The following is a 13867-nucleotide window of genomic DNA, read 5'->3' on the forward strand; positions in this document are numbered from 1 at the left end:
CTCTCGGCGGCGTTGTAGCTGTAGAGCGCGTCGAAGTTGCGGGCCACGAGGAAGGCCGGTCCGGTGGCGCCGGCCGGGGTCATCAGGCCCGCGGCTTCTGACCCTGCCGGCAGCGCGCTGCCGTCGGCCAGCCGCAGTCCGGCCGATGCCCATGCGGTCAGCGGCTGCCGGTTCTTGCGGCCCTGTCCGGCGATGGAAAACCCCGCCGGCAGCCGCACCTCCCAGCCCCACCCCCGGTCGCCCTGCCAGCCCGCCTTGGCCAGGAAATTGGCGGTCGAGGCCAGCGCGTCCGGCACGCTGTCCATCAGGTCGCGGCGGCCATCGCCGTCGAAATCCACCGCCAGCCGCTCGAAGGTGCTCGGCATGAACTGCGTGTGCCCGAAGGCGCCGGCCCATGAGCCGACCAGCCGCTCCGGCGCGATGTGGCCGGCCTGCAGGATGCGCAGCGTGGCGAACAGCTCGCCGCGGAAATAGGCTTGCCGCCGCCCCAGGCACGACAGCGTGCCCAGCGCCTGCACCAGCGGGTACTTGCCGAAGGTCTGCCCGAAGTTGCTCTCCACGCCCCACACGGCGACGACCGTCGCCGGATCGACACCGTAACGCTGCTGCACCTGCGCGAGCACGGCGGCGTGCCGGGTCAGCAGGGCGCGGCCTTGTTCGACCCGCTCGTCATCGACCAGTCCGGCGAGGTAGTCCCAGATCGGTGTCTTGAACTCGGGCTGGACGTTGAGCTTGTCGATCACCGTGATATCGGCGGTCAGGCCCTGGGTGTGGCGGTCGTAGGTGTCGCCGCGCACGCCCACGGCCAGCGCGGCAGGTTTCAGGTCGGCCAGGCAGCGGGAGAACTCGTCGGTCTGGGCGAACGCAGCGGCCCCCAGCAACGAAAGGGTGGCAGCGGTGAGGCGGGGGAGCAGGGTCATGGGGCGTCGTCTTCCAGTTCGATGTCGCAGTCGCAGCCGACACCAGCGGCGATCATCCGCCGCGCGCCGCGTTGCAGCAAGCCGCCCAGCGGCCGCCAGCCGGCCGGCAGCGCGTCGCGCCGACCGACCAGCACGCCGCAGAGGTAGCGCACCTGCGTGTCGTCCCACACCAGTGCCGTGCAGGCGCCGGTCCGCCGGCCGCTCAGCAGCATGCCGATGGGGCAGGGCACGCTCAGGCAGCACACGCCGCAGCCGTTGCAGGGGGCGCCCCAGGCCGGCTTGGGCGGGGCTTCGGCGTGGATGGCAATGACGCGCCCTGCGGTGGCGAGTGGATTCATGCTGTGTCTGGCTGGGTTGCCGCACTTGCCGCGGTCATCTGCTGGTGCAGCCAGCGGTGCGCCGGGTCGATGTCATACCGCCGGTGCCAGACCATCTGCAACTGCAATGGCGGCAGTGTCACCGGCAGCGGGCGACACACCAGATCGTCCGCCGCCCCTGTGACCGCGAGGAAGGCGCGGGGCATCACGGTCAGCAAGTCCGTGCGTGCGACGACTCGGCCAGCGGTGAAGTACTGGTTCACCGCCAGCACCACCCGGCGGTGCAGTCCCCGCCCGGCCAGCGCCTCGTCCACCTGACCGTGGGCGCGGCCTGAAAAACTGACCAGCAGGTGTTCGGCTTCGCAGTAGGCCTCCAGCGTCAGTTCGGCCGCTTCCAGCGGATGCCCGCGGCGCATCACGCAGACGTGCTCGCTCTCGTCGAGCCGCTGGTGGCGCAGCGGGGCGTTGGCGCCGAGCGTGACCTGCCGCGAAACCATCTCCGGAAAGTGTCCGATGGCCAGATCGGCTTCGCCGCGGTCGAGCAGCGGTGTCGGGTCGCGGGTGATCAGTGGCAGCACACGCAAGTCCGCCAGCGCCCGCTGTTCCTGCAGGCGCTGCACCAGCGGTGGCAGCAGCAGCGCCGAGGCCGCGTCCGCCATCGCCAGCGCGAAGGTGCGGGGTTGGTGGACCGGGTCGTAGTCGGTCGGCTCGAAGACGTTGCGCAACTGCGCCAGCGCCGTGCGCACCTCGGGCCAGAGCGCGTCGGCCCGTGCGGTCGGCACGACGCCGAAGGCCGCGCGGGTGAACAGCGTCTCGCCCACCGCCTCGCGCAGGCGCCGCAGCGCGTTGCTCACCGCGGGCTGCGTCATCGCCAGCCGGTCTGCTGCGCGGGTGAGGTTGCGTTCGGCCATCACGGTGTCGAACACACGCAGCAGGTTGAGGTCCAGGGTCCGGAAGTTCATTCACAAATCGTATATCAATGATTCACACAACGAGCTAACGGCATATCTAGGGTTTACCCCATACTCCATCTCACCAAGGGTTAACCCTAAGGAGTTTGAAATGTCGATGGTCTTTGTTTCCTCTGTTCGTACCCCCGCCGCCCGTTCGTTCGCGGTGTTCCTCGTTGATGCCGTGGTCAATGCCTGGCAACACCTCGTGGCCCGTGTCGCTGAATCCGGCAAGGCCTATGAGCCGCGTACCCCCGAAGAGCTGATCGAATGGGCCAACAGCTACGAGGCGACCCAGCCTTCGTATGCGGCCGATCTGCGCGCCGCGGCACTGCACGCCCAGGAAATCGCCGGCGGCGCGAAGTACAACTGATCTGCTCCGGCAGACAGCGCAACGCAAAAGCCGGGCGCGAAGGCCCGGCTTTCCATGGCCCTTGCGGGCCATGTTCAGGATCCGACAGGGATCAGCAGCGTTCGAAGATCGCCGCGATGCCCTGACCGCCACCGATGCACATCGTCGCCAGCGCATAGCGGCCGTTGACGCGCTGCAGCTCGTACAGCGCCTTGGTCGTGATGATCGCGCCGGTGCCGCCGATGGGGTGGCCCAGCGAGATGCCCGAGCCGTTCGGGTTGACCTTGGCCGGGTCGAGGTCGAGTTCCTTCGACACGGCGCAGGCCTGTGCGGCGAAGGCTTCGTTGGCTTCGATCACGTCCATGTCGGCGATCGACAGGCCAGCCCGCTTTAGCGCGATGCGGGTCGAGGGCACCGGGCCGATGCCCATGAGGGTGGGATCGACACCTGCGTGTGCGTAGCTCACCAGTCGGGCGATGGGCTTCAGGTTGTGGGCCTTGACCGCTTCGGCGCTGGCCAGCACGACCGCACCCGCGCCGTCGTTGATGCCCGAGGCATTGCCGGCGGTGACCATGCCGTCCTTCTTGAACGCGGGCCGCATCTTGGCCAGGCTCTCCATCGTGGTGTCGGCCTTCACATGCTCGTCGATGACGAACTGGACCACGCCCTTGCGGGTCTTGATCTCGATCGGCACGATCTGGCTCGTGAACCGGCCTTCGGCGATGGCCTGCGCCGCACGGCGGTGGCTCTCGACCGTCAGCTCGTCCATCATCTGGCGCGTGATGCCGTACTTGTCGGCCACGTTCTCGGCGGTCAGGCCCATGTGGATCTTGTGGAAGGGGTCGTGCAGCGCGCCGACCATCAGGTCGATCACCTGCGTGTCGCCCATGCGTGCGCCCCAGCGGTTGGTCGGCAGCAGGTAGGCGCCGCGGCTCATGTTCTCGGCACCGGCGCCGATCGCCACTTCGCAGTCGCCGAGCAGGATCGCCTGGGCCGACGAGATGATGGCCTGCAGGCCCGAACCGCACAGGCGATTCACGTTGAAGGCGGGCGTTTCCTGCGAGCAGCCGGCGTTCACGGCGGCCACGCGGCTCAGGTAGCAGTCGCGCGGCTCGGTGGTGACGACAGTGCCCATCGCCAGATGGCCGACGGCATCCGCCGGCACGCCGCTGCGCTCCAGCGCGGCCTTGACGACCGTGGTGGCCAGATCGACCAGCGGCGTGTCCTTGAGCGTACCGCCGTAGGTACCGATGGCCGAACGGGCTGCGCTGACGACAAATACTTCACGGGTCATGGTGTCTTCCTCCAGGGGTGGATCGGGGGTCAGGAATCGGGGTTCGAGTGCGAGCGCAAACGGTACTCCGACTGCGCTACAGATTGCTGACGAACGGCAAGGCCCGCGGACTTGGCGCCGCGCTTGCGTCAGACTCGCGGCATGAACGAATCCCTGCCTCCCGACTGGTCGACCTTGCAGGTCGCGAGCTGCAACCTGCTCAACCTGGCCCTGCCGGCGCGGGTGTTCTATCCCAACCAGGAGCCCTATGGCACCAGCGAGTACGAGCGCAAGCTCGACTGGCTGGGCGGCATGTTCCGGCGCCTGAACGCGGACGTGACCGGCGTGCAGGAGGTGTGGGACGAGGCTGCGCTCAAGGCGGCGGTCGCCCGCAGTGGTCTGCGCCCGCCGCAGGTGCTGGTTCCCGGCGCAGAAAACGGCGCCGAGGGCACGCCCCGCGTCGGGCTGGTTACCCGGCTGGCGGTCGAATCGGTGCGCAGCATCGCGGACTTCGCGCCCGGCGAGGCCGTCACCGTGCCCGAGATCGGGCTGCACACCCGCTTCGAGCGCCCGGTGCTGCATGCCGCATTGCACACCAAGCGCGGCCAGCTGCTGCACGTGCTCGTCACGCACCTGAAGTCCAAGCGCCCCAAGTTCCTGCAGGACGCGGCGGGCGAGCCGCTCGAAGACCGGGACGATCCGCGTGTGGTCGCCCGGGCGTCGCTGCGCTCGCTGATCATGCGCGGCGCCGAATCGGCCGCGCTGCGCGGACTGGTGACCGACCTGATCCACCGCACGCGCGACCCGCTGATCCTGCTCGGTGACATGAACGATGGCCCGCAGTCGGTGACCAGCCAGCTCATCGCCGCGACCCAGGCGGTGGCCTACGACCGGCAGGCGCGTGATGTGGCGCTGTTCCATGCCTACGATGTGCAGAGCGAACCCGCCTTGCGCCGCGACATGGCGTATTCGCACATTTTTCAGGGCTGGCCCGACCTGCTCGATCAGATCTGGGTCAGCGAGGAACTGGTCCACCACGCCAAGTTCGCCATCGGCGACGTGCGCCGCGTCGAGTACTTCAATGACCACCTCCACGAGGGCCGCGACCGCGCGCGCAGCGACCATGGTTTCGTGCGGGCGCTGCTGCGGTTCCGCGGGGTTCCGGCTGTGACCGTGGAGTGAGTCCGCGCGAACTTCTTACACTTCAGCCCCGGTTCCCCAAGATGATGCAGAACAACAGTTACTGGACAACAAGATGAAGTCGGCCCTGTTCGTGGATTTCGACAATGTGTATTCGGGCCTGCGCAAGCTCGATCCGATGATCGCCGAGCGCTTCGGGCGCCAGCCACTGGAGTGGGTGCAGTGGCTCATCAAGGACTTGGCCCTGCCCGACGGCGCGCCCACCGATGCGCAGCGCCGCCTGCTGGTGCGGCGTGTCTACCTCAATCCGCAGGTCTACCAGCGGTTTCGCCCGTCGTTCAACCACGGCGGCTTCGAGATCGTCGACTGCCCGGCGATGACCAGCGAGGGCAAGACCAGCACCGACATCCACATGGTGCTCGACATGGTCGATCTGCTGCAGCACCAGGTGCACTACGACGAGTTCATCGTGTTCTCGGCCGATGCCGATTTCACGCCCGTGCTGCGCAAGCTGCGCCGCTGGGACCGGCGCACGACGGTGCTGGCGGTGGGCTTTCCGTCGGCGGCCTACCGTGCCTCGGCCGACCTGCTGATCGACACCGACCTGTTCGTGCGCGATGCGCTGGGCATGGGGGTGCGCGAGTTCGAGGAGCCAGCGGTGGCGATGCCGCTGTCTCTGCCCGTGTCCGTGCCTGCGGTCATGCCGCTGGAGATGCCCGCGCCTCCCATGCCCGCCGTGTCGGCCGCTGCGCCGCTGCCGGGTGCCGAGGCGCTGGTCGAGCGCATCCGGGCCGAGGTTCAGCGTGCCGACCTGCCAGTGCCGTGTGCGCGGCTGGCCTCGCGGTTGATGCACGAGTATCCAGGCCTGGCACCGGACTGGCTGGGGCAGGGCGGCTTCCGGCGCTTCCTCGACTCGCTGGACCTCGCGCCGCTGCTGCTGGACTGGAGCGCCTCGGGCGGCCACCTCTACGACCCGGTGCGCCACGTGCTGCGCGCACCGACGCCGGTACGCAGCGGATTCGATGCTTCCGACTGGGGGATCGATCCGGCCCTGCTGGCGCTGATCCGCCAGGTCCACGACACCACGGGTGTGCCGCTGCTGTCGCCGCGCGATTTCCGGGCGCTGTTCGAGGCCGTGGCCGCCGATGTCGCCGCGCAGCCGTTCCAGCTCAACGACACCGGCAAGCGCGTGCGCGACCTGCTCCGCGAAGCCGGCCATGACATCAGCCGCGAGTCGGTGAACTGGGTGCTGCGCGGGCTGCTGCTGTGCGGCCACGAGTTCGGGCAGGGGGAGGACGACGTGCCGACGCTGTCCTACCGGCTGGTGGGCAATCTGATCCATCTCTGCCGGCGCGAGCAGGTGGTGATGGACGAGAGCACCCCGTCGCAGTTGCAGCGCTGGCTCACTGGCCGCACGGCGAGCGAGTGACTCTGGCGGTGGTCAGGCCGCGGTGCTGGTCACCGGTTCGGCGACCGGCACCGGTTGGGGCTTCGGGCCGGGTTCGGGCAACGGGCGGGGGCGCTGCACGCCGTAGCCCTGCGCAAAATCGACCCCCATGCTGCGCAGCTCGGCGATCACCTCGCTCGACTCGGCGAACTCGCCCACGGTCTGCAGCCCCATCAGGTGCCCGATGCGGTTGATGGTCTCGGTCATTGCCCGGTCAATCGGGTCGTGGGCGATGTTGCGCACGAAGCTGCCGTCGATCTTCAGGTAATCGACCGGCAGGGTCTTGAGGTAGGCGAACGAGCTGGTGCCCATGCCGAAATCGTCCAGCGCGAAGTGGAAGCCAAGTGCCTTGACGTCCTTCATGAACTGCGTGGCGTGCTGCAGGTTGTTGATGGCAGCCGTCTCGGTGATCTCGAAGCAGATGACGCCCTGTGGCAGCGCATGCACGAGCGCCTGCTCGGCAATGTAGTCGAGCAGCCCTTCGGAGTTGAGCGTCGTGCCCGACAGATTGATCGCGCAGGTGAGCGGCCCGCCCATGCTCGCCACCAGATCGCGGTAGCGCATGAACACATTGCGGATCACCCAGCGGTCGATCGCCGGCATGAGGTTGTAGCGCTCGGCCGCGGGCAGGAAGCTGCCGGGCGGCACCAGTTGACCGTCCTCGTCGATCAGCCGCAGCAGGATCTCGATGTGCTGGCCCTGGCTGCCGGGGATGGCCAAGGCCAGGTAGGGCTGGAAGTACAGCCGCAGCCGCTCCTCCTCCAGCGCCTGCGTCAGGCGCGAAGCCCAGCCCATTTCGCGGCGCCGCTGTGCCATGTCGGCATCGCTGCTTTGGTAGACGCAGATCCGGTTGCGCCCCTGCTCCTTGGCCGAGTAGCAGGCGGTGTCGGCGGCGCTGAACACCTCGGTGCGGTTGCTGGTCTCGGTCGTCACGGCGACCAGCCCGATGCTGACGCTCAGGGTGAAGACCTTGCCTTCCCAGACATAGCGGAACTCGCGCACGGTGTTCAGCAGGTCGGTGGCGACGGCCTGTGCCGCTTCGATCGTGCAGTCGTCCAGCAGCACGCCGAACTCGTCGCCGCCGAGCCGCGCCAGCGTGTCTGTCGGCCGCAACTGCAACTGCAGCAGCGCCGAGATCTGGCGCAGCAGTCCGTCGCCGGCCGCGTGGCCGCAGGTGTCGTTGACCACCTTGAACTGGTCCAGGTCCATGAAACACACCACCGGACTGCGGCCGTTCTGACGCACGTCCAGCAGGGCGGTCTCGACCCGCGTCTCGAATTCGCGGCGGTTGCAGATCCCCGTCAGCGCGTCGTGTGTCGCCGCCCAACTGATGCGCTGTGCCATGCGCCGCGTCGCGGTGACATCCCGGAACACCAGGGCCGCGCCGATCACGTCACCCTGCGGACCATGGATGGGCGAGGCGGACTCCTCGATGCCGATCGTCGTTCCGTCGCGCCGCACCAGGGCGACGGCTTCGGTGTTCGCGCTGCAGATGGCATCGTTGCGCAGGGCCTGCCCGATCGGCGGGTCCATCGCCTGCATCGTGTGCTCGTCGATGAGCGAACACACCTCGTTGATCTGCCGCCCGCGGGCCTCGTCCAGCGACCATTGGGTCAGCCGCTCGGCGACCGGGTTCAGGTAGTCGATGCACTGGTGGGCGTCGGTGGTGATGACCGCGTCGCCGATCGAGTGCAGCGTGACGCGGGCGCGCTCCTGCTCTTCCTGCATGGTGGCGCGCATGGCCTGTTCGTGCCGATGCAGCCGGCGCAGGAAGGACAGCAACACCCAGGCCACCAATCCGGCGACCACGCCGGCGATGGCGGTGCCCGCCAGCAGTGCGCGGATCGAATGCCGAATCTCGACATGACCCACCACGTCGCCCGTGTCGTACAACACCGCCGAGCGCGCCATCATCGGCCAGGGCACCTGGTTGGGCGATGTGGCAACGACCTGCCGGTCTGCGCCGATGATGCGGGCCTGCTCGCCTTCTTGTTCCGGTGGCATCCGCACCAGCAGTTCGGTCAGTCGGTGTTCCTCGAACTGCCACAGGTTCGGCGAGGCGTTGACGAGCTGACTGACGATCTCCGCCTTGACGGCTGCCTTGGTTTCCAGGTTCGATCCGAGCGCGCTGTACCCCACGCTGAAAAACCCCAGCGGCAGTGTCAGCGCCACCATGCCGACCAAGGCGCTCGACACATGGTGCAGCCGTCGCGAGGGCTGTCCAGTGGTGAGGCGCACGCCTGAGGAGCGGCTGGCCGGTGGGGTCATGGAATCCAGTGCCCTGTCTGCACCAGCACCGCACGACCGGCCGGTGACCGCACGAAGGCCATGAACGACTGCGCCGCTGTCCCGGTTTTCCCGCCGGTCACGAACAGCATTTCCTTGTGCATCGGGTAGCTGCCATCCGCGAGGGTGGCTGCGTCCGGCGCAACACCGTTGAGCCGCAGCGCCTTGAGCGAGCGCTTCTCCGAGAGGATCTGGGCGAGTGTCAGCGGGCCGAGCGCTCCGGGTACTTTTTCGAGTTGATCGGCCGCGTCCTGGTCCGTGATGGCAAACGTCATGCCCTTGCGCTGCTCGGCGGTGGTGACGGCTTCGCGCATCGCGGGTGAGACGGCCTTGATCCGCTCGGTGTCGGCGTCCCCCGACGGTCGCATGATCAGGCGGATGCGCGTCCCGTCGGGCCATTGGGTGAGCTTGCCGGCGTAGGCATCCGCCAGCTCCGGCCACGAGATTGTCTGGCCCGGGGCGGTCCTGGCGGTGGCGAACACGAGCGGGGTGCGGCCGTAGGGCGTGCCGCTGGCGCCCGCGGCGATTTCGTCGGATGCCAGCGCCCGCGAACTCACCGCCAGATCGATCGCGCCGGCCACCACGGCCTTGATGCCGCCCTTGCTGCCCATGCTGGGCAGGACGGAGACATGGTGTTCCGGGTGGACGCGCTCGAAGGCCGTCGCCATGAACTGCATCGTGCCGAGCGCTGCGCCGGTGCCACCGATCCGGAGGTCTTCGGCACGGATTTCGGGGCTGAGGCACAGCAGTGTGCCGACCACGGACAGACAGGCGGTGAGCTTGGACATGTGCATCGGGGGCGGTGTCAGGTGAAGGTATCTCTGTCGGTATCGGTTGGCGCCACGGCCACTTGAATCCGCACTCCGTACACTGGTGGCTGGTCTAGTCGCCTTTGCCTGAGCCCGCCCATGTTGTTTGCCGCCGCCTTGTCCCGCTTCCTCCGATTCCCGGTTGCCTTGGTGTGGGTGGCCGCCCTGTGCGGGGTGCTGGGCGGCTGTGGCTCGCTGCGGGTGGTGTCCGGTCTCGACGACGGCGCCAGCACCGAGGCCGTGCGGATGTGGCACCGCTGGGTGGACAGCGGGGGCGACATTGCTGCGGCGACGACCTGGGAGCGCCGTGCTGCGCCGGGCGTGACGGTCGCGCAGATCGAGCAGGCGTTCGCCAGCGTTGCTGCCGAGTACAACCTGCGCGCCGTCGGCGAGCTGCCGTTGTCGAAGGAGCTGGAAGCCCGCACTGGCCAGCCGCAGAAGTTCCTCAAGGTCTACAGCTACTGCAACCCGTCCACCGCGCGCCGGATGCTCGACTTCTCGCCGGCGATGGCGGCGTATCTGCCCTGCCGCGTCACGGTGATGGAGCGCGCCGACGGGCTGTGGCTCTACACGCTCGACATGGACATGATGACCCGCATGGGTCGGCGCATGCCGCCGGAGCTGAAGGCCGAGACAGGCCGGGTGCGGGACGCCATCCGGGCGCTGATCGACCGCGGTGCGGCTGGCGAGTTTTGAACATGCGGATCAAGCTCAAGGTCATGCTGCTCGCGATGATTCCGCTCATCGCGTCGGGCGGGCTGATCGTGATGGCCCAGCACCAGCAGGAGCAACTGCTGGCGCAGCGGCAGGAAGCCCTGGTGCGCAAGGCCTACATCGAGTCGGCGCGCGCCGATCTGCGCCACTTCGCCGCGCTGGCGCTGTCCACGCTCAGCCCGCTCTACAACACCGGCCGCGACGACGAGGAGATCAAGCAGCAGGCCATGCGCCAGCTCGCCGCGCTCGACTACGGCAGCGACGGCTATTTCTTCCTCTACGACTTCGACGGCGTCAACCTGATGCACCCGCGCCAGCCGGGGCTGGTCGGCCGCAACCTGCTCAAGCTCAAGGACGAATTCGGCGGTTACCCGATCCTGGCCATGCGCGACATCGCCCGCACCGGCGGCGGCTTCGTGGACTACAGCTGGAACAAGCCCTCGACCCAGGATCTGGCCGCCAAGATCGCCTATGTCACCCCGCTGCCGCGCTGGAACTGGTGGTTCGGCACGGGGGTGTACGTCGATGACATCGACCGCATCGTCGCCGACCTCAACCACGAACTGGCCGCGAGCACGGCGTCCACCATGCGCTGGATCGGTCTGATCATGGGCGGTGGGCTGTTGCTGATCTTCGGCGGCGGGCTGTGGCTGAGCCTGCATGAGCTGCGCATGGCCGACGCCAAGCTCACCCTGATGGCGCGCCAGGTGGTCGGCTCGCAGGAGGCCGAGCGCGCGCACCTCTCCCGCGAGCTGCACGACGGCACCAGCCAGACCCTCGTCTCGATCAAGCTGCTGACCGAGGCCGCGATGGACCGCCTGCCGCCCGAGCAAACGATCACCCGCGCTGCGCTCGGCCGGGCGGTGGACCGGCTCACCGCCGCGCTGACCGAGGTGCGCGGCATGTCGCACCGGTTGCGCCCGGTCATGCTCGACACGCTGGGTCTGAGTGCGGCGCTGGGTCAGTTGGCCGACGAGATGTGGGCGCACTCGGATACGCGGTCCACGGTGGTGGTCGAGGGCGAGCCGTTCGAGCTGCCCGACGACATCAAGACGGTGCTGTTCCGCGTGACGCAGGAGGCGCTGACCAACATCCAGAAGCACGCGGGCGCTTCGCGGGTGGCGCTGGACTTGGTGTTTTCCAAGGGTGGGCTGCTCCTGCGCGTGCAGGACAATGGTGTCGGCTTCGACACCGAAGCCGTGCTGCGCCATCCCAGCCAGGGCATTGGCTTGCGCAACATGCGCGAACGGCTGGCGTCGATCGATGGCCGGCTGCACGTGCAGTCACGTCCCGGGGCAACGGTGGTGCTGGCCGAAGTGCCTGAAGCCGCGATCCGGCGCTTCGCCAGCGTCTAGCCTGCCACTCCGCGGTTTCCCGACCGCTCTCCGCCATGTCCGTAATCCGCATCCGACTGATGATCGTCGATGACCATGCCGTGGTCCGCGAAGGGCTGAAGGCAGTGTTCAGCCTGGTCGATGACCTGGACGTGGTGGCCGAGGCCGGCAATGGCGCCGAAGCGCTGGAGCGCGCGCGGCTGCACGACCCTGATGTCGTGCTGATGGACATCGGCATGAAAGGCGAGAACGGCATCGAACTCGCCGCGCGCCTGATCGACGAACACCCGGAGCGCGCCGTGCTGATGCTGACGATGCACGACGGCGTCGAACACGCCCAGCGCGCGCTGAAGGCTGGCGCGCGCGGCTACGTGCTGAAGGACTCGCGCTCGGCCGAGATCGTCGGCGCGATCCGCACGGTGCATGGCGGCGGCACCTACCTGAGTCCCTCGATCGCGCAGGCCCTGTTTCGCGCACCCCAAGCCCGCCCGATGCTTTCCGACCGCGAGCAGCAGATCCTGTCCTTCCTCGGCCAGGGCCACCCGAGCAAGGTCATCGCCAGCGCACTCGATCTGAGCGTGCGCACCGTCGAGTCGCACCGCCAGAGCATCCGCCGCAAGCTCAATCTGGCCGGGCAGGCCGAGCTGATCAAGTACGCGGTGGAGCACGCGGGACGGGGCGGTTGATCCGTGTGATACCTGGGAGGGTTTCTGCTGATCGGGTTTACGTTTGCGTAAAGCCGCTAGCCCGGTGTGCGTAGTCAGACGGTAGCGAGGCGCAAGGGCGGCGGCCACACTGCGGCACTGGATTTCCACCCTGCACCACGTCGCCTCACCTCCGGAGACTGCCCCATGAACACCGCTGCCCAGACCTTCCGCGTCGCCTTCACCACCCTGGCCCTGGCCAGCGCGCTGTCCCTGGCCCATGCGGCCGAGCCGATCAAGATCGGCGTGTCCGGCCCGTTCACGGGCGGCTCGTCGTCGATGGGCGTGAGCATGCGCGACGGGGTGCGGCTGGCCACCGACGAGATCAACAAGGCCGGTGGCGTGCTGGGCCGCCAGATCCAGCTCGTCGAGCGTGACGACGAGGCCAAGAACGAGCGCGGCGTGCAGATCGCCCAGGAAATGATCAGCAAGGAGAAGGTCGCCGCCACGGTGGGCTACATCAACACCGGCGTGGCGCTCGCCTCGCAGCGTTTCTACCAGGAAGCCAGGATCCCGGTGATGAACAACGTCGCCACCGGCTCGCTGGTCACGCACCAGTTCGATGACCAGCCCGAGAACTACATCTTCCGCAACGCCGCGCACGACAGCATCCAGGCGCCGATGATCGTGGAGGAGGCCGTGGCCCGCCGCGGCTTCAAGAAGGTCGCCATCCTGGCCGACTCGACCAACTACGGCCAGCTCGGCCGCTCCGATCTGGAGAAGGCGCTCGAACTCAAGGGCATCAAGGCGGTGGCGGTGGAGAAGTTCAACATCAAGGATGTGGACATGACCCCGCAGCTGCTGAAGGCCAAGGAAGCAGGCGCCGACGTGGTGCTGACCTACGCCATCGGCCCGGAGCTGGCGCAGATTGCCAACGGCATGACCAAGCTGGGCTGGAAGGTGCCGATGATCGGCTCGTGGACGCTGTCGATGGCCAACTTCATCGACAACGCCGGCCCTGGCGGCGAGGGTGCGCGCATGCCGCAGACCTTCATCCAGGAGCCGACGACGCCCAAGCGCCAGTCCTTCATCATCAGCTACCTGAAGACCTTCAACCCGAAGAACGCCCGCATCGACTCGCCGGTCTCGGCCGCGCAGGGCTATGACTCGGTCTACCTGCTGGCCGCCGCGATCAAGCAGGCCGGCTCCACCGATGGCCCGAAGATCAAGGCCGCGCTGGAAGACCTGAAGACGCCCGTGGACGGCGTCGTGACGACCTACAACAAGCCCTTCACCGCCAAGGACCACGAGGCCATCACCGCCAACATCCCGGTGTTCGGCGAGGTCAAGGGCCAGCGCGTGGTCTACGCCTATGAAGGCGACTTCAAGAAGGCGTCGGACGTGCGCGTCAAGGACGTGAACGCCAAGGGCGCCCTGGTCGTCAAGAAGTAAGCACTGCCCGCCCCCGCCGAGACACCGCCATGCAGATCTTCATCCAACTCGTGTTCAGCGGCATCGCGCTGGGCATGATCTACGCCGTCATCGCCTTCGGCTACCAGCTCACCTTCGCCACCTCCGACACGCTGAACTTCGGCCAGGGCGACGCCCTGATGCTGGGGGCGCTGGTCGGGCTGTCGCTGGTGGGCTGGGGCGTCAACTACTGGCTGATGATCCCGCTGGT

At 67.9% G+C, this 13867-nt stretch carries 13 protein-coding genes and 1 pseudogene; 8 read left to right on the plus strand and 6 right to left on the minus strand.

What is annotated here, in order from left to right; translation table 11 throughout:
• The 3 genes from RMP06_RS00235 to RMP06_RS00245 form a co-directional block, all read right to left on the minus strand.
• The coding region (locus RMP06_RS00235) for a lytic murein transglycosylase (protein ID WP_310459765.1) at positions 1-920 on the minus strand (920 nt) is incomplete at its 3' end.
• Positions 917-1258 (minus strand): hypothetical protein, encoded by a 342-nt coding sequence (locus RMP06_RS00240; RefSeq protein WP_310459766.1) that lies wholly within the window; start codon positions 1256-1258, stop codon positions 917-919. The genes RMP06_RS00235 and RMP06_RS00240, both read right to left, overlap by 4 nt.
• A complete protein-coding gene (locus RMP06_RS00245) occupies positions 1255-2199 on the minus strand; it encodes a LysR family transcriptional regulator (RefSeq protein ID WP_310459767.1) in 945 nt (314 codons plus the stop codon). Before RMP06_RS00245 ends, RMP06_RS00240 begins: the two co-directional genes overlap by 4 nt.
• A 100-nt stretch (positions 2200-2299) precedes the next feature.
• Between RMP06_RS00245 and RMP06_RS00250 the strand changes: the two genes are divergently transcribed.
• Positions 2300-2560 carry a hypothetical protein gene (locus tag RMP06_RS00250; RefSeq protein ID WP_310459768.1) on the plus strand — a complete coding sequence of 87 codons (261 nt, stop codon included), beginning with the start codon at positions 2300-2302 and terminating at the stop codon, positions 2558-2560.
• Between the two features lie 91 nt (positions 2561-2651).
• Here RMP06_RS00250 and RMP06_RS00255 read toward each other — a convergent pair whose 3' ends face one another.
• Positions 2652-3833 (minus strand): acetyl-CoA C-acyltransferase family protein, encoded by a 1182-nt coding sequence (locus RMP06_RS00255; protein WP_310459769.1) that lies wholly within the window; start codon positions 3831-3833, stop codon positions 2652-2654.
• A gap of 141 nt (positions 3834-3974) precedes the next feature.
• Between RMP06_RS00255 and RMP06_RS00260 the strand changes: the two genes are divergently transcribed.
• Together RMP06_RS00260 and RMP06_RS00265 are read left to right on the plus strand one after the other, a co-directional pair.
• Positions 3975-4994 (plus strand): endonuclease/exonuclease/phosphatase family protein, encoded by a 1020-nt coding sequence (locus RMP06_RS00260; RefSeq protein WP_310459770.1) that lies wholly within the window; start codon positions 3975-3977, stop codon positions 4992-4994.
• 73 nt (positions 4995-5067) lie between these two features.
• On the plus strand, positions 5068-6381 hold the full coding sequence (locus RMP06_RS00265; protein ID WP_310459771.1) for an NYN domain-containing protein: 1314 nt from the start codon (positions 5068-5070) through the stop codon (positions 6379-6381).
• 12 nt (positions 6382-6393) lie between these two features.
• Here RMP06_RS00265 and RMP06_RS00270 read toward each other — a convergent pair whose 3' ends face one another.
• Both RMP06_RS00270 and RMP06_RS00275 read right to left on the minus strand, forming a co-directional pair.
• Positions 6394-8667: an EAL domain-containing protein gene (locus RMP06_RS00270; protein ID WP_310459772.1), complete on the minus strand. Its 2274-nt coding sequence runs from the start codon at positions 8665-8667 to the stop codon at positions 6394-6396.
• Positions 8664-9473 carry a substrate-binding domain-containing protein gene (locus RMP06_RS00275; RefSeq protein WP_310459773.1) on the minus strand — a complete coding sequence of 270 codons (810 nt, stop codon included), beginning with the start codon at positions 9471-9473 and terminating at the stop codon, positions 8664-8666. Before RMP06_RS00275 ends, RMP06_RS00270 begins: the two co-directional genes overlap by 4 nt.
• A gap of 120 nt (positions 9474-9593) precedes the next feature.
• Between RMP06_RS00275 and RMP06_RS00280 the strand changes: the two genes are divergently transcribed.
• From RMP06_RS00280 to RMP06_RS00300, 5 genes and pseudogenes are all read left to right on the plus strand, one after another.
• On the plus strand, positions 9594-10190 hold the full coding sequence (locus tag RMP06_RS00280) for a DUF302 domain-containing protein (RefSeq protein ID WP_310459774.1): 597 nt from the start codon (positions 9594-9596) through the stop codon (positions 10188-10190).
• A 2-nt stretch (positions 10191-10192) separates the two neighbouring features.
• Positions 10193-11563 (plus strand): cache domain-containing protein, encoded by a 1371-nt coding sequence (locus RMP06_RS00285; RefSeq protein WP_310459775.1) that lies wholly within the window; start codon positions 10193-10195, stop codon positions 11561-11563.
• A 35-nt stretch (positions 11564-11598) separates the two neighbouring features.
• A complete protein-coding gene (locus RMP06_RS00290) occupies positions 11599-12228 on the plus strand; it encodes a response regulator transcription factor (RefSeq protein ID WP_310459776.1) in 630 nt (209 codons plus the stop codon).
• Between the two features lie 165 nt (positions 12229-12393).
• Positions 12394-13638 carry an ABC transporter substrate-binding protein gene (locus tag RMP06_RS00295; protein WP_310459777.1) on the plus strand — a complete coding sequence of 415 codons (1245 nt, stop codon included), beginning with the start codon at positions 12394-12396 and terminating at the stop codon, positions 13636-13638.
• Positions 13639-13667: 29 nt separating this feature from the next.
• Positions 13668-13867: pseudogene (locus tag RMP06_RS00300) on the plus strand (branched-chain amino acid ABC transporter permease); the annotation flags it as partial.

It is taken from the genome of Sphaerotilus sp., assembly GCF_031429695.1.
GTDB lineage: Bacteria > Pseudomonadota > Gammaproteobacteria > Burkholderiales > Burkholderiaceae_C > Sphaerotilus.